Here is a 21,389-nt window from a genome sequence, read left to right as displayed (position 1 = left end):
GCCTCCTCAGCCCCCTTGCATCGGCGCGAGAATTTCCACCCGGTCGCCATTGGCGATCGGGGTCGCGTCCCGCTTGACGGCGCGCACCATCGCCCCGTTCACCGCGGTGGCGACGATCGCGCCGGCATAGCCAAGCTCGGTCAAAAGCTCGGCCAGCGTCCCGGACCGCGTCTCGGCGGTCTCACCATTCACGACGATCTTCATCCATGACCTCCGGGCAGGGTGTCCCGTCAAAGGCGAGCGCCGCCGCCCGCCGCGCCAGAGCGGGTGCGGCGAGGAAACCGTGGCGGTAGAGCCCGTTCACATAGATCGTGTTGCCGCGCCGGCGCAGGCGCGGAATGTTGTCGGGGAAGGCCGGGCGCACATCCGCGCCGATCTCCACGATTTCCGCCTCGCCGAAGGCGGGGTGCAGCGCATAGGCCGCGCCGAGCAGTTCCAGCATGGAGCGGCCGGTGACCCGCCCGCGCTCGTCATTCTCGATCGAGGTAGCGCCGATCATGAAATGCCCGTCGCCGCGCGGCACGATATAGACCGGAATGCGCGGGTGCAGCATGCGCACGGGACGCTTGAGCGACATCTCGCGGGAATACAGCACCAGCATCTCGCCCTTGACGCCGCGCAGATCGGCCAGCACGTCGCGCGCCGCCAGCCCGCGGCAGTCGACGACCACATCGGCCGGGGCGTCGCCCTCATCCAGCCCGTCCGCCTCCAGCCCGTCCGCCTCGTAGCGGATCGTCACCTGATATTCGTCGACCAGCGTGCGCGTGAGGGCGGCCAGCGCCTTGCGCGGCTCCAGATGCGCCTCGGTGGAAAAGAACAGGCCCTGGTCGAAGCGCCCGCCCAGATCCGGCTCCAGCGCCGCGATGCGCGCGCCATCAACCCACTCGAAGCCCTCGGTGCGGCGCGCGAAACGCCGGAGGTCGGGCAGGTCGCGCGGCGGCGCGAGCACGAGACTGCCCTCATTGGGCACGTCCGGCACGGCGTGGCGCCAGTAATCCAGCGATTCGAATCCAAGCTCGGCAATGATCGGCTCGGCGCTCTCGCGCTCGCACCACGGCGCCAGCATGCCGCCGGCATACCAGGAACAGCCCTGCCCGGTGGCGGAACGGCGCTCGATCAGCGTGACCCGCGCGCCGCGGCGGGCAAAGGCGTGGGCGCAGGTCAGACCCGCCACGCCGCCGCCAAGAATGCGCACGCGCATCGCATTGGCGGCCGGACCGGCTGGCCTGTCATTCGGCGTGGATGGCTGCGGTGACGGCATGAACTCCTCCCTCCGCCAGTCTCAACTGGATCAGGTTCGAAGGGTCGCCATGCCGCGCGACGCGCGATGATGGCCTCTCAGCCTCCTGACGAGGCTCCCCCGGACGGGTTGGATATAATCACTCGCCGGCGAAATGTCACCGTGCCGTCGTCGACAATATGCGGTCCGCGGCGAAGGCGCGCCAACCCGCCGCGCCGAACCAAGCGCAAGCCGACCCGCCCAAGTCGACCTGCCCAAGTCGACCTGCGCAAGCTGGCCCGCCCAAGTGGACCTGCCCGAGTCGACCTGCCGGAACGCTCAACCCGTCCGCGACGGGAGCGGCACGACATTGTCGGGCCGCGTGGCGTCGAGTACGGCGCGCCGCAGCGCCTCCCGGCTGAACGGCTTGCCCAGCCGTGTCAGGCTCGCCCCGGCATCGGCCGGCAGTTCGGCATAGCCGGTGCCCAGCACCACCGGCAGGCTCGGCCGGCGCTGGCGGATCACCGCCGCCAGCTGAACCCCGGTCATGCCCGGCATCGCCTGGTCGGTCAGCACCATGTCGAACGACATGCCCTCATCCAGCAGATCCAGCGCCTGCTTGCCGGACGATGCCTCCGTGACGATGAAGCCGAGATCCTCCAGCATGGCCGATGTCGCCGACAGCACCAGCGGATCGTCGTCGACGACCAGCACGCGCGTCGTACCCGAGCCGGCCGGCGCCTCCGGCTCGGTGGAGGTGGGTGGCGTGGGCTCGGTGTCGACACGCATGGCCGTCCCACGCGCCGAGGGCTCGGCGATCGGCAGGTAGATGGAGGCGATGGTGCCCTGCCCCGGCTCGCTGGCCAGAATGAGCGCGCCGCCCGACTGCGCCGCCAGGCCATGCACCATGGCAAGGCCCAGTCCGGTTCCCTTGCCAACGCCCTTGGTGGTGAAGAACGGTTCGGCGGCGCGCGCCAGCGTCACCGCATCCATGCCGGCGCCGGTGTCGGAAATGGAGAGGCAGAAATAGCGGCCGGGCCGGAGCGCGCCCGGTTCCGGCTCATCCGCCTGCGCGGGCACCGTCTCCTCCCGCGCGCCGATCACGATCATGCCGCCATCGGCCATCGCGTCGCGCGCATTGACGGCGAGGTTGAGCAGCGCCAGTTCCAGCTGGTTGGCATCCACCCGCGCCTGGGGCAGGCCGAGGGGGAAGCGCGTCTCGATGCGCACGCTCGGGCCAATGGAGCGGCGCAGCAGCTCGGCCATGCCCATGACCAGCTCGGGCACGTCCACGGGCTGCGGCTTGAGATCCTGCCGGCGGGCGAAGGCCAGCATGCGCTGGGTCAGCGCCGCGCCGCGCTGGGCGGCCTGCAGCGTGTTGTCGATCAGCGTCATCAGGCGCGGCTCGTTGGGCGCCCGCTTGCGCACCAGTTCGAGATTGCCCATCACCACGGCAAGCAGATTGTTGAAGTCATGGGCGATGCCGCCGGTCAGCTGGCCGACCGCCTCCAGCTTCTGCGCCTGACGCAGCGCCTCCTCGGCCCGGCGCCGGTCGGTCACGTCGATCAGCCCGCACAGCGTCTTGGTGATGCGCCCCTGGGCATCCCTCTCGGCCACGGCGGAGAGAATGCAGTCGATCAGCCGGCCATCGCGGGCGACGAGCCGGTACTCGGCCTCGTGCAGTTCGCCCGTTCCGACGAGACGCGGCCAGTGGTCCTCATCGCGCTCGCGCACGGATTCCGGCGTCATGAAGTCGGTGAGCGGGCGGCCGATCACCTCCGCCCGCCGATAGCCGAGCAGGTCCAGCCAGCGGTCGCTGACCTGCTCGATCAGCCCGTTCGGCCCAAGCGAATGCAGCGGCAGCGGCGTGCGGCGATACAGCGTGCGAAACCGCTCCTCACCCTCCCGCCACAGCGCCTTTTCGCGCTCGGCGAGCAGCGTGAAGCGCCGGTCATACATGGCGGCGAGCAGCGCCGCGGCAAAGATGGCGAAGCTGCCGGCGGAAACCGCGATGACCACATGGACATTGTCCATGCTGCCGCCGACATGCGCCATCGCCTCGGCGTCGCCGGCCGTGAAGGTCACGCCCGCCATGGCGACATAGTGCATGCCGGAAATGCCGATGCCCATCGCGAGCGAACCGCCGAGCCGCTCGGCCAGCGAACTGCGCCGGAAGGCGAGCCACAGCGCGGATGTCGACGCCCCGATGGCGAGCACGACCGCGGCTCCGGCATAGAGCGGGTCATACACGATCGTGCCGGGCACCCGCATGGCGAACATGCCGGTGTAATGCATGCCGACGATGACCAGCCCCATGAACACGCCGCTCAGCACCAGACCGGCCGGTGAGAGCCCCGGTTGGCTGGCCGCCGTCAGCGCTACCCCGGTGCCGAGCACGGCGATGGCGAAGGACAAGGCGGTGAGCGGGAGGTCGTAGGAGACCACCATGCCCAGATGCAGGGCGAGCATCGCCACGAAATGCATGGCCCAGACGCCGCCGCCGAGCACCAGCGCAGCGGTGGCAAGCCAGCCGGCCCGGGTGCGCCCGGAATATTGCGGCACGCGCCCGGCAAGATCCAAAGCGGTGAAGGAAGCGGCGATGGCGATAAGCACCGAGAGGGCGACAAGCCCCCAATGATGTGCGCCGACCACATGCATCGCCCCGTGCAACGCTCCCTCCCCCTCAGGACCGCTGATGCGCCCTTGTGGATGACGCAGCGTACGCTACGTCATGTCCAGTTGTTCAACACCACTTGGATGGCTTGGCGCAACCATTTGTCCGCGAATCACCCCCACGCGGACATGACCGTTCAACTGAGATAGCCGAGCAGCCAGAGCACGAGGATGATCGGCAGCGGAATGCCCACCAACCAGAGAAGTCCACCCTTGAACATGACGTTTCTCCATCCGAGTTGCGAGGGGAAACACTCGCCGGGCGTTTGAGTTCCCGATTGCACGAGCCCGCCGGAAGCCGCTATCGAATCCGGCCACACAGGTGAGGAGCGTGAGCTGACGTGAAGGCCGGATCTCAATTCATTCCCCGCTGGATCGCCACCGAATTCGGCCTATTGCTGGCCCTCGCCGGCGCGGCGGCGGGGCTGCTGGCCTTCGCGCTGATCGCCGAGGAGATGGTGGAGGGCGATTCGCACGGTTTCGACGAGGCGATCCTGCTGGCCTTCCGGGCGCCGGGCGATTCCGCCGAACCCCTCGGCCCGGCCTGGCTGGAAATCGTGGTGCGCGACATCACCGCGATGGGGAGCACCACCGTGCTCGCATTGGTAACGCTGGTCGTGGTCGGCTTCCTCATCACCGACGGCAAGCGGTCCGCCGCGCTGTTCGTGGCGCTGGCCACCGCCGGTGGCGGCATCATGAGCTATGTGCTGAAGATCGGCTTCGATCGTCCGCGTCCCGATCTGGTCGCCCATCTGGTCGACGTGCACACGCTGAGCTTTCCCAGCGGCCACGCCATGGGCTCGGCCGTGACCTATCTCACGCTCGGCGCGCTCATCGTGCGTACCGAGGCCCGGCGGCGGCTGAAGATCTATGTGCTGGCGGTGGCCATCGCCCTCACGCTGGTCATCGGGTTGAGCCGCATCTATCTCGGCGTGCACTGGCCGACCGACGTGCTGGCCGGCTGGTCCGCAGGCAGCGCCTGGGCGCTGGCGTGCTGGACGCTCGCGCTGTGGCTGCAACGGCGCGGCCGGATCGAGACCGACGCCCCCTCGCCGGAGAATGACCGGCGCACGGATTGATTCACCCCATGGCGTTCGCCGGCCGTCGCGCTATCCTTGAATAGCGAAGAGGCCGCGAGGGCCCCCGTTGCTCCCAAGGAGAAGCACATGTCACGAGCCGCCCCCGAAGGTCAGCTGATTTCCGAAATCGGCGTGATCGAAACCACCGAATCCGACAACATCCTGCGATGGGACGGCGACAATCTGTATGTCGAGCAGGACGTCTTTCACAACGGCCAGCTCGTTCACCGCAAGTATCGCCGGCGCGTGACCAAGCAGGTCGCGCAGGCGATCGCCAAGATGCTCGCGCAGCATTGAGGCGGGCGAGCACGGGTGGCGCGCGGGCGACCTGCGCGCCACCTGCGCGCCACCCGGCAGCCTCCGCCACATCCGCTGATTCGCGCGCGCGGCCCGGCGGCGTGCCGTCCATGGCCGCCGGTTCAGGCCGGGCGCAGGATCGCGGCGAGGATCATGACCAGGCCGGCCATCGACACCATCCAGATGGCCGAGCGCAGATAGGCCACGCCCAGCGCGTAGGCCGGCACATAGGCGATTCGCGCCGCCAGATAGAGCCAGGCGCCCCAGAAGGTGAGCGCACCTTCGCGCCCCGCCACATGGGCGATCAGCACGGCGGCGGCGAAGAGCGGCAGCGTCTCGAACAGATTCGCCTGCGCGCGCCGCAGCCGCCCGGTGATCACCCCCACCGGCGGGCCCGGCTCGTCCCGGGACCCGGTATTATAGGTCGTTCCGGTTTCCCGGTTGCGAAACCTCGCCGTCAGCATCACCTGAAAGAGGGCCAGAACGAGACTCCAGCCGAGTAATGTCAGTTCCGTGGTCATGTCGCCCGCCACACCCTTTGGATCCGTTTTTCATCGCATTATCCGCGACATGCACTAGAGTTAAGCGCGATGAGTAAGTTGAAGCAATCCAGGCGCCCGGCCTCTGACGGGCGGGTCCTCCGGCAGGTTGCCGCCCTGCCCTATCGGTTGCGGGCGGACGGCACTCTCGAGATTTTGTTGATCAGTTCGCGCGAGACGCAGCGTGCCGTCATCCCCAAGGGCTGGCCGATGAAGAACCGCAAGGATTGGAAGTCGGCGCAGATCGAGGCCCGGCAGGAGGCCGGAGCGATGGGCGAAATCAGCCGCAAGCGCCTCGGCCAATATCGCTACTGGAAACGGCTGGACACGCATTTCGCGCTGGTCAGCGTCTCGGTCTATCCCTTCGCGGTGAAGCGCCAGCTTCATGAATGGCCGGAGCGCCACGAGCGCGCGCAGGTGTGGCTGTCGCCGGAAGACGCCGCCCTGCTGGTCGACGAAACCGATCTCGGCGGGCTCATCATCGAGTTCGCCCGATCGCGCAGCTGGCAGAAGACCGCGGGCAGCCATTTCCCGAAGGTCCGGCGGGCCTTTCCGATCGCCGCGCAGTAAGGGGGCGCGAGCCCCCTATTTGTGCGCCGTTCCCCCTGCCGCCGCCGCGCGACCGAACAGGCGCCCGCGCTCGGCAACGAGCACGCAGAGGAAGGCGGCAAGACCGAGCCCCGCGAAGCCCAGCAGCAGCGGCAAGGTCGTGCCGTCGAACAGCTGCCCCAGCCCGAAGCCGACCAGCGCCCCCCCGACCGTGCTGCAGAAGCCCAGCGCCGAGGATGCCGTGCCGGCAACGGCACCCACCGGCTCCATCGCCATGGCGTTGAAGTTCGACATCATCAGGCCGAAGCAGAACATCATCGCCGCCTGCAGGATGGAGAAGGTCCAGATGGTTTCCCACCCGGCCAGCCCGATCACCGCATGCACCAGCGTCACCACGAGATAGCCCAGCATCGCGGCATGCGAGACCTTGCGCGTGCCGTGCCGGCCCACCACCCGCGAATTGAGCAGCGAGGACAGCGCCATGAAGACGGCGATCAGCGCGAAGATGAGCGTGAACAGCTGCTCGGCGTCGAACGCCACGGCGAACACCTGCTGCGCCGAGTTGATGAAGCCGAACAGGCCGCCCATCACCATCGTCATCGCGCACATGTAGCCAACCGTGATGCGGCTGCGGAACACCAGGCCGAAGGCGAAGGTGATGCCGGCAATCGAGATCGGCGTGCGGTTTTCCGGCTTGAGCGTCTCCGGCAGCCGCGCCAGCGTCCACACGAACAGCCCCCCGCCGAACAGGCACAGCATCAGGAAGATCGCCCGCCACGGCGCCGCGAGCATGATGATCTGGCCGATCGAGGGCGCGAAGATCGGCACCGTGAGGAACACGATGAAGGCCAGCGACATCACGCGCGCCATCTGCCGCCCGGAATAGCAGTCGCGCACGATGGTGATGGCGAGGATGCGGGTCGCCGCCGAGCCGATGCCCTGGGTCGCGCGCGCCAGGATCATCACACCCAGCGATCCCGCGAAGAACGCGCCGACCGAGGCGATGGTGTAGATGGCGAGACCGACCATCAGCACCGGCCGGCGGCCATAGCGGTCGGCCAGCGTGCCATAAAGGATCTGTGCCCCGCCGAAACCGAGCAGATAGGCGGTGATCACGATCTGCGTATGGTTGGCGGTGTCGATGCGGAGCGAACGGCCGATCTCCGGCAGCGCCGGCAGCATGGAATCGATCGCTATGGCATTGGTCGCCATCAGCGCGGCGATGAAGGCCACGAATTGGCGGAAGCCCATGCCCGGATGAGGCGTGTCCGGCGTGGGTTCTGACTTGTTCATGTGAGATCCGTCGCATGCGAGGCGCCCGCCATGGGCGGGCCCGGGACGCCTTATGGCGCAAAAGTCCCGCCCGCCCAATGGACTTGAGGACACAGCTTCGCGAAATCGCGCGCCCCGGCGCCCGGCGCGGCGTCGGGATGCCCCGCGGCTGGCGCGGGGCACTGGCCGACATTCAAATGATGGTTATCATGAAAAATCGCCGCCCCGGTATCCGGGCTGGCGGCGGCGCGCCGGTGGGGTCGGTGCGCCTCGGGACCGCAGCTGAGTTGGGGCCACACGGGAGCACTGCCATGTTCAATCCTGTTACCTGGACCGGGTTTCACACCTGGTTGAGCCTGATCGCCATCGCCGCCGGCCTTGTCGTATTGTTGGATCTCTTCGCCGGGCGCGACCGGCCGCTTCTGACCGCCATCTTTCTCGCCACCGCCGTCGCGACCAGCGCGACCGGGTTCGGCTTTCCCTTCACCGGCCTCCTGCCCTCGCACATTGTCGGGCTGGTGGCGCTGGCGGTGCTCGCGGTGACGCTGCCCGCCCGCTACCATTTCCACCGCGCCGGGCATTGGAACTGGATCTACCTGGTGGGCGTGGTGATCAGCCTCTGGCTGCTGGTGTTTGTCGGCATCGCCCAGTCCTTCGCCAAGGTGCCCGCGCTCCAGGCGCTGGCGCCCACCCAGTCCGAGCCGCCCTTCGCCATCGCGCAGCTGGCGGCGCTGGCGCTGTTCGTGCTCGCCGGTGTCGTCGCGGTGCGCGGCAGCCGGGCGCCAGTCCGGCCGGCCTTCTGAACGCGCTCGACCCGGGCCCCTCCCGCACATGGGGAGAAGGACCCGGGTCGGTCGTCATCCTGTGATCGCCACCTCAGAACTGCGGCGGCCCCATGTCGAGCGCGGGAGGCTCGAACTGGGGAATGTTGAGTTCGATCGTGGAGGGGTCGACCGTCGAGCCCGGGCTCACCCAGTAGGTCACGGCTTCGGGCCACATGATCACCACGACCACGAGGATGAGCTGCATCGCCAGCCACGGGATCGCCCCCCAGTAGATCTGCGAGGTGCGGATCGACGGTGGAGCGATGCCGCGCAGGTAGAACAGCGCGAAGCCGAAGGGCGGGTGCATGAAGGCGGTCTGCATGTTCACGCACAGCAGCACGCCGAACCAGATGAGATTGATGTCCAGCTTCACCGCCACCGGCACCAGCAGCGGCACGATGATGAAGGCGATCTCGAAGAAATCGAGGAAGAAGGCGATGAAGAAGACGAAGATGTTGACGAAGATCAGGAAGCCGACCCGCCCGCCCGGCAGCTGAGTGAGCAGGTGCTCGATCCAGCGGGCGCCGTCCATGCCCTGGAACACCAGGCTGAACACGGTGGCGCCGATGAGGATGAACACCACCATGGCCGTCAGGCGCATGGTCGATTCCATGGCCTGGCGAACCAGCGTCCAGCTGAGCCTGCCATGCATCGCCGCCAGCACGATGGCACCCACCGCGCCCATGGCGCCGGCTTCGGTTGGTGTCGCGAGACCCATGGCCAGCGTGCCGAGCACCAGCGCGATCAGCACGATGGAGGGAATCATGCCCCACAGCACCTGCTTGATCAGCGGCCAGCCGCCCTCGCCGATCGCCTCCGGCGGCAGCGGCGGCATGTGCTGCGGCTTGAACAGCGACAGCACGAAGACATAGGCGAGGAACAGCAGCACCTGCAGGATCGAGGGGCCGATCGCGCCCAGATACATGTCGCCCACCGGCTTTCCGAGTTGCTCGGCGAGGACGATGAGCACCAGCGAGGGCGGGATGAGCTGCGTGATGGTGCCGGACGCCGCGATGACGCCGGTGGCGAGTTTCTGGTCATAGCCGTAGCGCATCATGACGGGCAGCGAGATCACGCCCATGGCGATGACCGAGGCCGCCACCGTGCCGGTGATGGCGCCGAGAATCGCGCCCACCACGATCACCGCATAGGCAAGCCCGCCCGGCACCTTGCCGAACAGCTTGCCGGTGCCTTCCAGCAGGTCCTCCGCCAGCCCGCAGCGTTCCAGGATCGCCCCCATGAAGGTGAAGAAGGGGATCGCCAGCAGCAGGTCGTTGGAAATGATGCCGTAGAAGCGCAGCGGCAGCGCCTGCAGGAAGCTCGGATGGAAATGATCGGTCAATATGCCGAGCGTGCCGAAGAACAGGCCTACCGCGATCAGCGAGAACGCGACCGGGAAGCCGATGATCATGAAGCAGATCATGCCGCCGAACATGAGCGGGGGCATCACGCCGTGGGAGAACATGCGGGGCTCTCTCGTTCAGAATCGGGAAGGGGCGCGGATTCGCGAAGGGATCGACGGTGGCCGGCGGTTCACTGCAGCGGCTTTTCGTAATCGGTCGCGATCTCGATCGCGCCGCCGAGGGCGGCCACGCGCTTGATGAGTTCCGACATGCCCTGAATGGCGAGCAGAGCAAAGCCCAGCGGCAAGAGCAGCTTGGCGGGCCAGAGGATCAGCCCGCCGGCATTCTGCGACATCTCGTCGGAGACGAAGGACTGCCAGAAGAACGGAAAGCTGAGCCAGGCCAAATAGAGGCTGGCAGGAATGAGGATGATCGTGAAGCCGAGCGTGTCGACCCACAGGCGCCCGCGCGGCGAGAGCGACATGTAGAGCAGATCAACACGCACATGCTCGTTGCGCTTGAGCGTATAGGGAGCGCCGAGCAGCACCACCGCGCCGAACAGATACCACTGGATTTCCAGGAGCCCGTTGGTGCTGTAGCTCAGGAGATAGCGGACGGTGGCATTGCCCGCGCTGATGAGGCAGGCGAGCAGCACGCAATAATCCGCAAGCCAGCCGAATTTCTCGTTCAGCCAGTCCACGCCTCGGCTGAAGGCCAGAAGCCCTGCCATTGAACGTCCCCCTTGGTCTGCGCCGACTTTTTGTCGTTGCGGCTTGGAATGCGATGCATTCGCCGCTTAGCCGATCATCAGCAAGATAGACCATGGTCTCACGTAATTGAAATGCGCTGGGCCTGCGCGCACGGCAATCGCTTGAGGGGTGTTGCCCGCGCAGCGCTACCGCAGCGTCGAGCGCACGACGCCTGCCTCGCCGAAAACCGCCGCGCCTCGCGAGGCGCCCGCCTGAAAACGACATCGCCGGCCCGCAGGCCGGCGTTGTCCGCATGTCTGACATCGGGTCGGACGGTCAGGCGAAGCGCCGCGCGGCGCCCGCAGTCTCGAAGTCCCCGCCCCGCGCGAGTGGCGGCAGTTGCCAGCCCATCATCTCGCAGGTGATCAGCCGATCCTGCCGATCGCGAATCTCGACCGGCCGCTGCAGGCCCGCGCGCAGCATCTCCATCGCCCGGTCCGCGGCCTCATGCGCACTCGCATAGCGCGCTCGCCGCAGCGGACCCATCACGCCGGTGGGGGTCTGCTCCGCATAATAGAGGATGTAATAGACGTCCGCCCCGCCCTCGGGGTGCGCTGTCGTCGGCTTCGGCATGGGATGAAGCGCATCGCGCCATCCACCGGTCGCGGGAGGCGGGTTTTCCTGGGTCATCGGCATTCTCCCTGTCTGGTGAGAAGCGGGCCATGTGCCCGCAAGCGACCCGATCAGGAAACGCGCGACGGCGAATCCCGTCAATCAGTTAATTTTCGTACAAATCATGGAACTATTCCGAACTCTGCGTCGATGCCGGCATCGAACGCAGGATCTATCTTACGAAAATACCTGAGCTGATAATAATAATCGCAAGCTCGACGGTGCAATGACGAGAGCCTCTTTCTCTCATCTTTCCGCCTCATTCGGCCGGGGATGCGCCATCCGGCGGAATCCGCTCATGTTTCGCCGCCAGCACCCCTTCCCATTCCCCCCGGCAAAACGCAGACGGCCGCTCCCCCGAGGAGGAGCGGCCGCCGCAGGCCGGCGCAAGCCGGATCGCTCAGCCCTTCACGAAGGCGAGCAGGTCCGGGTTGATCACATCGGCATGAGTGGTGAGCATGCCGTGAGGGAAGCCCTCATAGACCTTGAGCGTGGCGTTCTTCAGCAGCTTGGCCTGGAGCAGCGAGGCGTCCTTGTAGGGAACGACCTGGTCGTCATCGCCCTGCAGCACCAGCACCGGCACGGTGATGGCCTTCAGGTCCTCGGTCTGGTCGGTTTCGGAGAATGCCTTGATGCCCTCGTAATGCGCCTTGGCGCTGCCGGTCATGCCCTGGCGCCACCAATTGTCGATCACGCCCTGCGAGACCTTCGCGCCGGGACGGTTGAAGCCGTAGAACGGGCCGGCCGCGACATCGAGGAAGAACTGCGCGCGATTGGCGGCCAGCGCCGAACGGAAGCCGTCGAACACCTCGATCGGCGTGCCGCCGGGGTTGCTCTCGGTCTTCACCATGATCGGGGGAACCGAGGAAACCAGGACGGCCTTGGCCACACGGCCCTGCGGCTCGCCGAATTTGGCGACATAGCGAGCGACTTCGCCACCGCCGGTCGAATGGCCGATATGGACGGCGTTCTTCAGGTCGAGATGCTCGGCCACCGCCGAGGCATCGGCGGCGTAGTGATCCATGTCGTGCCCCTCCGACACCTGCGCCGAGCGGCCATGGCCGCGACGATCCGAGGCGACGACGCGGTAGCCATGGGCGAGGAAGAACATCATCTGGGCGTCCCAGTCGTCCGACGACAGCGGCCAGCCGTGATGGAACACGATCGGCTGCGCGTCCTTCGGACCCCAATCCTTGAAGAAGATCTCGACGCCGTCCTTGGTGGTGACGTAACCCATGACGATATTCCTTTCAGGTAGACAAGCGATTGTTGAGGAAGAAGACGTGAAGGCCGCGGCGGGTCATGGCGTCCATGCTGGCGCCACCGCGCCGAGGCCGAAATCTGTCACGCGCGCTGCGTCAGGGCGGTGACTGCGGGGGTGTCCCGAAATGATGGGAAGGAGCGCCCCGGGCGGATCTTGCCTTCCGCCCGGTCGAAGGAGCATCTCAGCCCAGCCCGAGCGGCAGCGCGAAGGGCAGCGCCAGCAGGCTGCCCGCCAGCAATCCGCCGTCGAGCGCCACGAAGCTCGCCACCATCCACCGCCGCGGCGCCGGCATGTGAACGACCAGCGTGCCGCCGATCACCATGAGCAGGAGGCCGGCAATGAGGGTGAGCAGGGCGAGGGCGAGAAACATCGTCGTGTCCTGACATTTCGGTTCTCGCCGTACCGCGCCGGCGGGTCGGCCGGTTCGCTTCGGTGAGTGACAGGACACTACGCCAGTGCGGGTTCGGCTCCATCTGAACAAGCGTGTAGACAGCTTTACCGTTGGCATGCGCCCGGCATACCCAAGTATAGTCTCGCCCTTATGGCCTCGCCCGATCGGGCGGCACGCCGCCGCTAGCGGGCGACGCCAACCGGGCCCGCCGCGGCGGCGGCCGGCACCAGCGGACCCGCCGGCGCCGCCTTCAGCAGGGCAACGAGGATGAGCCCGATCAGGGCGACCCAGTAGGTGAGCTGGAAACCATCAATATAGGCCAGCACATTGGCCTGCTGGCTGACCAGTTGGTGCAGGCTCAGGGTGCTGCGCGCCGCCAGCGCATTTGGCGAGGCGCCGTCCGCCGAAAAGGCGCTGCCGAGCTGGGCGAGCGCTGTCTCGGTATGATCGCCCCCGGCCGGAACATGCAGGCCGAGCAGATAGGAATGCAGCTGCTCGCGATGGCGCAGGAAGGTCGCCATGATCGATGTCGCCGTCTCCGCCCCGCCGAGCCGCAGCACCTGGATATAGGCGGCGGACGCGGTGGCGTTGCGTGGGTCGGAATTGGCCAGGATGAACACGATCACCGCCAGCAGGGTGAAGCCCTGCCCGATCGACTGGATCATGCCCATCGACGCGAAGCTCCAGGGCGACCAGACCAGCGTCAGCTCGGTTCCCATCCGCGCGGATACGGCGAAGGCGATGAAGCCAACCAGCATCGACAGCCGCGCGTCGCAGAACCGCACGAAGAACACCGCGATCGGCGCCGCGACCAGAAGCGGCAGGCAGGCGGTGACGAAGATCGGCCAGCCGATTTCCTCGGGACGCAGCCCCGCGACATTGGTGAGGAAACCCGGCACCAACTGGGAGTTCGACAGGCTTGTGCCGGTATAGAAGAGCACGATCAGACAGCTGATGCCGACATTGCGCGAGGCGATGACCTTGTAGCTCGCCCAGGGGTAGCGCACCATCGACTCATTGACGAAGAAGGCGACGATCAGTGCCGCGCCGCCGCCGATGAGCGAGGTGATGAGTCCCGATTCGAACCAGTCGAGCCGGTTGCCCTGGTCGACCCCGGCATAGATCAGCGCCCAGCCGGCGCCGAGCAGCGCCATGCCGCCCCAGTCGGCCCGCTCCAGCAGCCCGAAATCCACCTTCTCGCGCGGCGTGCCCAGCACCGCCAGCACCCCCATGACCGGGGCGATCAGCATGTCCTGCCAGTAGATCCACTGCCAGCCGAAATGCACGTCGTAAAGGCCGATCAGCAGCGGTCCGCTATTGAGCGAGAAGGACAGGCGGAAGGCATAGATCGCCAGCGCCGCCACCCACCAGCGCGGCGGCAGGGTGCGCAGCACGATCATGATGGTGGCGGGGATGAAGACGCCGAGCAGCAGCCCGCGCAGGCTGTGCAGCACCACCAGGGTCTCCCACCCGCGCACAAGCGGCAGGAGAAGGGAGATGACGGCATAGGCGAGGCTCGGCCAGAACAGCACGCGGCGCACGCCGAACGTGGCGGCGAGCCAGGCGACCGCGGGGGCGATCAGGATCTGCGGCGCGGTGGCGAAGGTGTTGAGCCAGGCGCCCTGGTCGAAGGAGAGCCCGTAGGCGCCGCGCAGGTCCGGCAGCCCGATGGCGAACAGGCGGGTATCGAAGCCGACAAGGAAGGAGCCGAGCAGCACCGCCGCCACCGCGCAGAGCGGACGCGGCGAGCGCGACGGGGGAGCCGGTGCCGAACCCGCCGCCGTGTCAGCGCCCGCCATCGACATGGATATGTGCCTCCACCGACATGCCGGCCCGCAGGCGGCCGGTGAGCGCCTGATCCGGATCGATCTCGATGCGGACCGGGATGCGCTGGACCACCTTGGTGAAATTGCCCGTCGCGTTGTCGGGCGGCAGCAGCGAGAACACCGCGCCGCTCGCCGGCGACAGGCGCCCGACATGGCCGCGCAGAACCTCGCCCGGGAAAGTATCGACCGTCAGCTCGACCGGCTGGCCGGCGGCCACGTGGGTGAGCTGGGTCTCCTTGAAATTGGCGATGACATAGACGTTGGGCACCGGTACCACCGAGATGAGGCTGGTGCCGATATTCACATAGTCGCCCACCTGCACGCGGCGCGTGCTGGCAACGCCGTCGAACGGGGCGATGACCGAGGTGTAGCCGAGCTTGAGCTGGGCGGTCTTGAGGTTCGCGCGGGCCGCGTCGAGCGTGGCGCGCAGCGTGCCCTCCTGTCCCACCAGCACGTCGAGTTGCGCCTGCTGGGCCTGCGTGGAGGCATTGGTCGCGGCGACATTCGCCACCGCCTCGTCATAGCTGGCCATGGCCTGCTGCAGCTTCTGCTCGGTTCCGGCGATGCCACCCTGAACCAGCGTCTGCTGCCGGTTGCGCTCCTCCAGCGCCCAGGTCTGGGCGGCGAGCGAGGATTGATGCTGCGCCTTGGCCTGCTCCAGCAGCGCACGCTGCAGCGTCTCCTGGTTGGCGAGGTTCGACAGCGCGGCCTGCGCACCGGCGACCGCCGCCTGCGCACCTTCGACCGCCGCCTGATAGTCGGCCGGATCGATTTCCACCAGCACCTCGCCGGCCTTCACCGGCTGGAAGTCATGCACCAGCACGTTGAGCACGTTGCCGCTGACCCGCGCGCTCATCGTCGCGACATTCGCCTCGATATAGGCATCGTCGGTCGACTGCACCGCCGCTTCGCTGACCCAGAAGGCCCAGCCATGGTTGAACACGACGATGATCACGACGACCGCGAGGATGGCGGCAGCCGGCAGAACCAGCCGTCGCAACCCGACCCACCACGCAGCCGGCTGCGGATTGGTCCCGTCGGGTGAAGAATTGTTCCCGGCCGCTTGAACTGTCGACATGGCCGGCCCTCCCCCACTGCCCTGCACGCGTCAGCCGCGGTTCCGGTTGGCGCAGCGCCACTGGTAGGGCGTGTCGCCGACGAAGCGGCGGAACACGGTCGTGAAGTGGGCCTGCGTCTGGAAGCCGACGCCCAGCGCGATCTCGACCAGTGAGTCGCGGCTCTCCAGCAGCATTTCCTGGGCCCGCTCGATGCGGCGGCGCAGCAGGTATTCATGCGGGCGCACGCCGGTGGCGATGCGGAACTGGGCGGCGAAGTGCATGCGGCTCAGGCCGGCGGCCTCGGCCATGTCGGCCAGCGTGACCGCCTCGCCCAGATGCTCCTCGACATAGGCCGCGACACGCTTGAAGCGCCACTTCGGCAGGCCGGTCTTGGGGCGGCGCGGCTGGCTGGACGGCGCGTCGATCTCGGAAATCCGGGCCGCCGGCATGCCCGGCTGCTCGCCCGTCTCTTCCTCGCAGCGCGTATCGGCGGCGAGCAGGCGGGTCACGATGGCAAGGCGCAGCGCATCGGCATAGACGCCGCCGAATTCCTTGTCGCTGCGCTCGGCCGAGCCGAGTGCGAGGGCCAGGCGCTGGATCACCGGATCGGTGGAGGACGCGAGACGCCCCTCATCGCCATGGTCGTCGACGAGGAGGCCGGCGAGCCGCTCGAAATCGGAGCGCGTGACCAGAAGCTGGATGGTATCGGCGGTCTCGGTACGTGCGGGAGCCCGGAACGAAGCGCCGACCGGCCCGCCCTGGGCCGGCGTGGAGACGGCGATCACCACGCCCATATGGCCGAGCTGGACGGAAAGGCGCTCGTCCGGCAGCGCGCCGGGCGCAAAGCCGTCGAAGGCGGGAGCCGTCCGGCCCTCGGAACGCGAACCAATGATTTCACCGGCGCGGGCGTTGACGGCGAAGGCTTCGAAAGGCGGCGTGACATGAAGCGACATGGCCTGATCCCTTGATCCCTTGAAATGGCGTTTGCTCCCGAATGGCGCCCTCCCGGACCGCAGGCACAGGCCACTTCCAGCATCCGCGGAGTGGCGTGTATCGGTTGCGATCCGTCTTCCGGTCGGCCCATCCAGTTCGCATCTGGCGGTGATCAAACAATAGACTGGCCTGTCATCGTCTCCATTCTACGTGGGTTTCGACGGATATATGATGAGTGTGAGGAATAGATACCTTGGTATAGGAGCGTGCGAGTTGGCACTCGCCGGGGGCGTGAGGGGGCGGATCGGCAAGACAGCGGCAATCGCGAAAGATGCCGAACTCTGGAACGCCTCCAATGCAATCCACTCGAGGACCCGCGGCACCGTGCCGCCGGAGCGGGCCGACCCGAGCGGCGGGCCCGCGAAACCTGGCCACTGCCATGCCCCAGAACCCGCCGCGCCATCTGCCGCGCCACCTGCCGCGCCACCTGCCGCGCACCGTCCTCCTCGCCGGGGCGGCACTCGCCGTCTTCGGCGTCGGCTACGGTCTCCTGCGCCTTGAGGATCGCCCCCCGCCGCCGCCGGCGCCGGTCGTGGCCGTGCCCGCGCAGGTGGCCCGCGCCACGCGGCAGGACGTGCCGGTCTATCTCGTGGGCATCGGCACGGTGGAGCCCTACAACACCGTAACGATCCGCTCGCGCGTCGACGGCCAGTTGCAGCAGGTGCTCTACAAGGAGGGGCAGGATATCCGCCAGGGCGACGTGATCGCCGTCATCGATCCGCGCACCTTTGAGGCGGCGCTGGAAGAGGCCAAGGCCAAGCTCGCGCAGGACGAGGCGGCGCTGGCCAATGCGGAACTGACCTACCAGCGCGATTTCAAGCTGGGCAAGGACGCCTTTGCCAGCCAGCAGGCGGTCGACAACGAGCAGAGCACGGTGGCCCAGCTGCAGGCGCAGATCGCCCAGGACAAGGCGGCGATCGACAGCGCGCAGACCGAACTCTCCTATACGCGGATCACCTCGCCCATTGACGGGCGCGCCGGCATCCGCCTCGTCGACCAGGGCAATATCGTCCACACCACCGATACGAACGGCCTTGTGGTCATCAACCAGATCCACCCGATCTCGGTCATCTCCACCCTGCCGCAGGCCGATGTCGCCGCCATTCGCGACGCGCTCGGCCGCGGCCCGGTGGAAGCGCAGGCGGTCTCGCGCGACGACGGCACGGTGCTGGATACCGGTATCGTGGAGATCATCGACAACAAGATCGACCCGCAAAGCGGCACGCTGCAGGTGAAGTCGAACTTCCCCAACCAGCAGGACGCGCTCTGGCCCGGCCTGTTCGTCGACATCAAGCTGCGGGTCGGCACCCTGCCCCAGGTCGTCACCGTGCCCGCCGATGCGGTCCAGCGCGGGCCGGACGGCACCTTCGTCTACACGGTGGAGGCCGGCGACAAGGTGGCCCTTGCCCCGGTCGAGACCGGCCAGATCGCCAACAATATCGCCGTGGTGACGAAGGGGCTGGAGGCGGGCCGCACCGTGGTGACGCGTGGCCAGTACCGCCTCGCGCCGGGAACGCTCGTCACGCCGACCGAAGCCCCCCGCGCGCCGGCACCGGAGCCCGCCCCCGCCACAGCTGCGACAGGAGGCTGACCATGTCGCTCTCCTCCTGGTTCATCCGCCACCCGATCGGCACCTCGCTGCTGATGGCCGGCCTGCTCGCGCTCGGCGCCGCCGCCTTCCCGCGCCTGCCGGTGGCGCCGCTGCCCGATGTCGATTTTCCGACGCTGCAAGTATCGACGCAGTTGCCCGGCGCCAGCCCGGAAATCATCGCCTCCTCGGTGACGCAGCCGCTGGAACGCCAGTTCGGCGAGATTCCCGGCCTGTCGCAGATGACCTCCATCTCGACGCTCGGCAATTCGTCCATCACCCTGCAGTTCAACCTCGGCGTCGAGATCAATTCGGCGGCGCAGGACGTGCAGACCGCGATCAACGCCGCGGGCGGGCAATTGCCCACCAACCTGCCGGCGCCGCCGACCTATCGCAAGGTGAACCCGGCCGATCCGCCGATCCTGGTCCTCGCGCTCAGCTCGAAGACGCTGCCCATCATCCAGGTCGACGATTTCGCCGAGAACATCCTGCAGCAGCATATCAGCCAGATCGGCGGCGTCGGTCAGGTCTCGGTATTTGGCCAGCAGAAGCCCTCGGTGCGCATCCAGGTCGACCCCTCGAAGGTCGCCAATCTGGGCCTGTCGCTGGAGGATATCCGCAGCGCCATCGTCTCGACGACGGTCAACGATCCAAAGGGCACCGTGCAGGGCCGCCAGCGCACCTTTACCCTGTTCGACAACGACCAGCTGACCTCGGCCGCGCCATGGCGCGACGCCATCCTTGCGTGGCGCAATGGCGCCCCCGTGCGGGTGCGCGACATCGGCACGGCGGTGGATGCGCCGGAGAACGACCAGCTCGCCGCCTGGGCGAACGGGCAGAAGGCCATTCTCCTGCCGGTGTTCAAGCTGCCCGGCGCCAACGTCATCGACACGGTCGACCAGATCAAGGCGCAGCTGCCCACGCTGATGGCGAGCGCGCCGGCCGGGCTCGATCTGGAGATCGTCAGCGATCGCACCGGCACCATCCGCGCCTCGGTGGCCGATGTGGAGAAGACCCTCGTCATCACCATCGTTCTCGTCGTCGCGGTGATCTTCGTCTTCCTGCGCAATGTCAGGGCAACGATCATCCCCTCGCTGGCCGTGCCGCTCGCCATCGTCGGCACGTTCGCGGCCATGTATGTGTGCGGCTACAGCCTCGACAACCTCTCGCTGATGGGCCTCTCCATCGCCGTCGGCTTCGTGGTGGACGATGCCATCGTCATGCTGGAAAATATCGAGCGACATCTGGAAATGGGCAAGACCCCGCTCCAGGCGGCGCTCGACGGCTCGGCCGAAATCGGTTTCACCATCCTGTCGATCAGCCTGTCGCTGATGGCGGTGTTCATCCCGCTACTGCTGATGGGCGGGCTGGTCGGCCGGCTGTTTCGCGAATTCGCCGTCACGGTGACGATCACCATCGCCGTCTCGGCGCTCGTTTCGCTGACGCTGACGCCCACCCTGTGCGCGCTGTTCCTCAAGCCGAAGCGCAAGGAGGAGACGCACGGCCGGCTCTACCGGCTCTCCGAGCGCGGCTTCGACGCGCTGCTCGCGGGCTATCGGGTGACGCTGGATATGGCGCTCGATCACGCGCGCATCACGCTCGCCATTTTCCTCGCGGCGGTCGCGGCGACCGGCGTGCTGTTCTACGAGATTCCCAAGGGCTTCTTCCCCCAGCAGGATACCGGCCTGATCATCGGCGTGTCGGAAGCGGCGCAGGACATTTCCTTCGCCGAGATGGTCAAGCACCAGCTCGCCCTCGCCGAGATCGTCGCGGCCGATCCCGACGTGGCGACGGTGGGCATGGGGGTCGGCGCCGGGGCGGGGCAGACGGTGAATAATGGCAAGATGTTCATCACCCTGAAGCCGCGCGAGGCGCGCGAGGCCTCCGCCTTCCAGATCATCGACCGGCTGAACGCCCGGCTGGCCAAGGTGGAGGGCGCCGCGCTGTTTCTCCAGGCGGCACAGGACCTCAACATTGGCGGGCGCGTCGCGCGCACCCAGTTCCAGTACACGCTGCAGGACGGCAATATCGACGAACTCAACGCGTGGGCGCCGAAGATGCTGGCGAAGCTGAAGACCCTGCCCGAACTGACCAGCCTCGCCTCGGACCAGCAGGCCGGCGGCACCACGCTGACGCTCACGATCGACCGTGACCAGGCGGAGCGGCTCGGCATCAGCCCCGCGTTGATCGACAACACGCTGTACGATGCGTTCGGACAGCGGCAGGTGACGCAATACTTCACCCAGCTCAACAGCTACCACGTCATTCTTGAAGTGCTGCCGGAGCTGCAGAATTCGCCGCGCGCGCTGGACGATCTCTATGTCACCTCCCCGATCACCGGCCAGCAGGTGCCGCTCAGCGTCCTCGCCAAGTGGACGTCGCTGCCCACCAGCTTCCTGTCGATCAACCATCAGTCGCAGTTTCCCTCGGTGACGCTGTCCTTCAACCTGGCGGCGGGCGTGGCGCTCGGCGACGCGGTGGCGGCGATCCACCGGGCGGAGACCGAGATCGGCAAGCCGGCGACGCTGACCGGCGCCTTCCAGGGCAATGCCCAGGCCTTCCAGCAGTCGCTGGCCAGCGAACCCGCGCTGGTGCTGGCCGCCCTGCTGGTGATCTATGTGATCCTCGGCGTGCTCTATGAGAGCTATGTCCACCCGCTGACCATCCTCTCCACCCTGCCCTCGGCCGGGCTCGGGGCGCTGATCATGCTGTGGATGTTCGGCTTCGACTTCTCGATCATCGCGCTGATCGGCCTGATCCTGTTGATCGGCATCGTGAAGAAGAACGGCATCATGATCGTGGACTTCGCCATCGAGCGCGAGCGGGTCGACGGAATGTCGCCCCATGACGCGATCCGCGAGGCGTGCCTGCTGCGCTTCCGCCCGATCCTGATGACCACCTTCGCCGCGCTGCTGGCCGGCGTGCCGCTGATGCTGGGCCATGGCACCGGATCGGAGCTGCGCCAGCCGCTCGGCTACGCCATTGTCGGCGGGCTGGTCGTCAGCCAGTTGCTCACGCTCTACACCACGCCGGTGATCTTCCTGTTCCTCGACCGGATCGGCCGCCGGCGCCGGCCCGAGCCCTCCCCGGCCGGGGCGCATGGCTGAGAGGAC

19 protein-coding genes and 1 riboswitch are annotated in these 21,389 nt (G+C 67.4%); of the genes, 6 read left to right on the top strand and 13 right to left on the bottom strand.

Annotated features, from left to right (window positions below; all coding sequences use genetic code 11):
• Positions 1-6 precede the first annotated feature (6 nt).
• From thiS to QOZ99_RS15520, 3 genes are all read right to left on the bottom strand, one after another.
• Positions 7-204 (bottom strand): sulfur carrier protein ThiS, encoded by a 198-nt coding sequence (gene thiS, locus QOZ99_RS15530; RefSeq protein ID WP_306890902.1) that lies wholly within the window; start codon positions 202-204, stop codon positions 7-9.
• The gene (locus QOZ99_RS15525) at positions 182-1,201 is read right to left on the bottom strand and encodes an FAD-dependent oxidoreductase (protein ID WP_306890916.1); all 1,020 of its coding nucleotides are present in this window, start codon (positions 1,199-1,201) and stop codon (positions 182-184) included. Before QOZ99_RS15525 ends, thiS begins: the two co-directional genes overlap by 23 nt.
• Before the next feature lie 50 nt (positions 1,202-1,251).
• Positions 1,252-1,372: riboswitch (TPP riboswitch) on the bottom strand.
• 186 nt (positions 1,373-1,558) lie between these two features.
• Entirely contained in the window at positions 1,559-3,889 is a 2,331-nt protein-coding gene (locus QOZ99_RS15520; RefSeq protein ID WP_306890901.1) for an MHYT domain-containing protein, read from the bottom strand.
• Positions 3,890-4,233: 344 nt separating this feature from the next.
• On the opposite strand from QOZ99_RS15520, the gene QOZ99_RS15515 reads away from it, so the two are divergent.
• Together QOZ99_RS15515 and QOZ99_RS15510 are read left to right on the top strand one after the other, a co-directional pair.
• Complete coding sequence (locus QOZ99_RS15515) at positions 4,234-4,971, top strand: phosphatase PAP2 family protein (protein WP_306890900.1); 738 nt, start codon at positions 4,234-4,236, stop codon at positions 4,969-4,971.
• A gap of 87 nt (positions 4,972-5,058) precedes the next feature.
• Positions 5,059-5,268, top strand: a complete 210-nt coding sequence (locus QOZ99_RS15510; RefSeq protein WP_183189911.1) for a hypothetical protein — start codon at positions 5,059-5,061, stop codon at positions 5,266-5,268.
• Positions 5,269-5,390: 122 nt separating this feature from the next.
• Here the strand turns inward: QOZ99_RS15510 and QOZ99_RS15505 are convergent, their stop codons facing one another.
• Positions 5,391-5,789: an MAPEG family protein gene (locus tag QOZ99_RS15505; RefSeq protein WP_306890899.1), complete on the bottom strand. Its 399-nt coding sequence runs from the start codon at positions 5,787-5,789 to the stop codon at positions 5,391-5,393.
• A 177-nt stretch (positions 5,790-5,966) separates the two neighbouring features.
• Here QOZ99_RS15505 and QOZ99_RS15500 point away from each other — a divergent pair, with 177 nt between their 5' ends.
• A complete protein-coding gene (locus QOZ99_RS15500; RefSeq protein ID WP_306890898.1) occupies positions 5,967-6,377 on the top strand; it encodes an NUDIX hydrolase in 411 nt (136 codons plus the stop codon).
• Between the two features lie 15 nt (positions 6,378-6,392).
• Here the strand turns inward: QOZ99_RS15500 and QOZ99_RS15495 are convergent, their stop codons facing one another.
• Entirely contained in the window at positions 6,393-7,649 is a 1,257-nt protein-coding gene (locus tag QOZ99_RS15495; RefSeq protein WP_306890897.1) for a multidrug effflux MFS transporter, read from the bottom strand.
• A gap of 290 nt (positions 7,650-7,939) precedes the next feature.
• On the opposite strand from QOZ99_RS15495, the gene QOZ99_RS15490 reads away from it, so the two are divergent.
• Entirely contained in the window at positions 7,940-8,431 is a 492-nt protein-coding gene (locus QOZ99_RS15490) for a hypothetical protein (protein WP_306890896.1), read from the top strand.
• A gap of 73 nt (positions 8,432-8,504) precedes the next feature.
• Here QOZ99_RS15490 and QOZ99_RS15485 read toward each other — a convergent pair whose 3' ends face one another.
• From QOZ99_RS15485 to QOZ99_RS15450, 8 genes are all read right to left on the bottom strand, one after another.
• Positions 8,505-9,917 carry a TRAP transporter large permease gene (locus tag QOZ99_RS15485; RefSeq protein ID WP_306890895.1) on the bottom strand — a complete coding sequence of 471 codons (1,413 nt, stop codon included), beginning with the start codon at positions 9,915-9,917 and terminating at the stop codon, positions 8,505-8,507.
• 68 nt (positions 9,918-9,985) lie between these two features.
• Positions 9,986-10,525 (bottom strand): TRAP transporter small permease subunit, encoded by a 540-nt coding sequence (locus QOZ99_RS15480; protein WP_306890894.1) that lies wholly within the window; start codon positions 10,523-10,525, stop codon positions 9,986-9,988.
• 295 nt (positions 10,526-10,820) lie between these two features.
• A complete protein-coding gene (locus QOZ99_RS15475) occupies positions 10,821-11,174 on the bottom strand; it encodes a hypothetical protein (protein ID WP_306890893.1) in 354 nt (117 codons plus the stop codon).
• A gap of 382 nt (positions 11,175-11,556) precedes the next feature.
• Positions 11,557-12,393, bottom strand: coding sequence for an alpha/beta fold hydrolase (locus QOZ99_RS15470; protein ID WP_306890892.1), 837 nt, complete (start codon positions 12,391-12,393; stop codon positions 11,557-11,559).
• Positions 12,394-12,601: 208 nt separating this feature from the next.
• Positions 12,602-12,790 (bottom strand): hypothetical protein, encoded by a 189-nt coding sequence (locus QOZ99_RS15465; RefSeq protein WP_183189904.1) that lies wholly within the window; start codon positions 12,788-12,790, stop codon positions 12,602-12,604.
• Positions 12,791-12,993: 203 nt separating this feature from the next.
• Positions 12,994-14,616 (bottom strand): MFS transporter, encoded by a 1,623-nt coding sequence (locus QOZ99_RS15460; RefSeq protein WP_306890891.1) that lies wholly within the window; start codon positions 14,614-14,616, stop codon positions 12,994-12,996.
• Positions 14,597-15,715, bottom strand: coding sequence for an HlyD family secretion protein (locus tag QOZ99_RS15455; protein ID WP_306890890.1), 1,119 nt, complete (start codon positions 15,713-15,715; stop codon positions 14,597-14,599). Before QOZ99_RS15455 ends, QOZ99_RS15460 begins: the two co-directional genes overlap by 20 nt.
• A gap of 30 nt (positions 15,716-15,745) precedes the next feature.
• Positions 15,746-16,648, bottom strand: coding sequence for a helix-turn-helix domain-containing protein (locus QOZ99_RS15450; protein WP_306890889.1), 903 nt, complete (start codon positions 16,646-16,648; stop codon positions 15,746-15,748).
• Between the two features lie 419 nt (positions 16,649-17,067).
• On the opposite strand from QOZ99_RS15450, the gene QOZ99_RS15445 reads away from it, so the two are divergent.
• Both QOZ99_RS15445 and QOZ99_RS15440 read left to right on the top strand, forming a co-directional pair.
• The gene (locus QOZ99_RS15445) at positions 17,068-18,279 is read left to right on the top strand and encodes an efflux RND transporter periplasmic adaptor subunit (protein WP_306890888.1); all 1,212 of its coding nucleotides are present in this window, start codon (positions 17,068-17,070) and stop codon (positions 18,277-18,279) included.
• A gap of 2 nt (positions 18,280-18,281) precedes the next feature.
• Positions 18,282-21,383 (top strand): efflux RND transporter permease subunit, encoded by a 3,102-nt coding sequence (locus QOZ99_RS15440; protein ID WP_306890887.1) that lies wholly within the window; start codon positions 18,282-18,284, stop codon positions 21,381-21,383.
• Positions 21,384-21,389: the final 6 nt, after the last annotated feature.

Source organism: Ancylobacter amanitiformis, from assembly GCF_030814815.1.
GTDB classification, from domain to species: domain Bacteria; phylum Pseudomonadota; class Alphaproteobacteria; order Rhizobiales; family Xanthobacteraceae; genus Ancylobacter; species Ancylobacter amanitiformis.
This window is presented reverse-complemented; position numbering and strand designations above follow the sequence as displayed.

What these genes read in the sequence shown, in the direction of transcription:
- QOZ99_RS15485 (WP_306890895.1), bottom strand. Translation starts at nt 9,917, where the DNA reads ATGTTCTCCCACGGCGTGATGCCCCCGCTCATGTTCGGCGGCATGATC.
- QOZ99_RS15525 (WP_306890916.1), bottom strand. Translation starts at nt 1,201, where the DNA reads ATGCGCGTGCGCATTCTTGGCGGCGGCGTGGCGGGTCTGACCTGCGCC.
- QOZ99_RS15460 (WP_306890891.1), bottom strand. Translation starts at nt 14,616, where the DNA reads ATGTCGATGGCGGGCGCTGACACGGCGGCGGGTTCGGCACCGGCTCCC.
- QOZ99_RS15470 (WP_306890892.1), bottom strand. Translation starts at nt 12,393, where the DNA reads ATGGGTTACGTCACCACCAAGGACGGCGTCGAGATCTTCTTCAAGGAT.
- QOZ99_RS15455 (WP_306890890.1), bottom strand. Translation starts at nt 15,715, where the DNA reads ATGTCGACAGTTCAAGCGGCCGGGAACAATTCTTCACCCGACGGGACC.
- QOZ99_RS15475 (WP_306890893.1), bottom strand. Translation starts at nt 11,174, where the DNA reads ATGACCCAGGAAAACCCGCCTCCCGCGACCGGTGGATGGCGCGATGCG.
- QOZ99_RS15465 (WP_183189904.1), bottom strand. Translation starts at nt 12,790, where the DNA reads ATGTTTCTCGCCCTCGCCCTGCTCACCCTCATTGCCGGCCTCCTGCTC.
- QOZ99_RS15440 (WP_306890887.1), top strand. Translation starts at nt 18,282, where the DNA reads ATGTCGCTCTCCTCCTGGTTCATCCGCCACCCGATCGGCACCTCGCTG.
- QOZ99_RS15495 (WP_306890897.1), bottom strand. Translation starts at nt 7,649, where the DNA reads ATGAACAAGTCAGAACCCACGCCGGACACGCCTCATCCGGGCATGGGC.
- QOZ99_RS15510 (WP_183189911.1), top strand. Translation starts at nt 5,059, where the DNA reads ATGTCACGAGCCGCCCCCGAAGGTCAGCTGATTTCCGAAATCGGCGTG.
- QOZ99_RS15480 (WP_306890894.1), bottom strand. Translation starts at nt 10,525, where the DNA reads ATGGCAGGGCTTCTGGCCTTCAGCCGAGGCGTGGACTGGCTGAACGAG.
- QOZ99_RS15490 (WP_306890896.1), top strand. Translation starts at nt 7,940, where the DNA reads ATGTTCAATCCTGTTACCTGGACCGGGTTTCACACCTGGTTGAGCCTG.
- QOZ99_RS15505 (WP_306890899.1), bottom strand. Translation starts at nt 5,789, where the DNA reads ATGACCACGGAACTGACATTACTCGGCTGGAGTCTCGTTCTGGCCCTC.
- thiS (WP_306890902.1), bottom strand. Translation starts at nt 204, where the DNA reads ATGAAGATCGTCGTGAATGGTGAGACCGCCGAGACGCGGTCCGGGACG.
- QOZ99_RS15450 (WP_306890889.1), bottom strand. Translation starts at nt 16,648, where the DNA reads ATGTCGCTTCATGTCACGCCGCCTTTCGAAGCCTTCGCCGTCAACGCC.
- QOZ99_RS15445 (WP_306890888.1), top strand. Translation starts at nt 17,068, where the DNA reads ATGCCCCAGAACCCGCCGCGCCATCTGCCGCGCCACCTGCCGCGCCAC.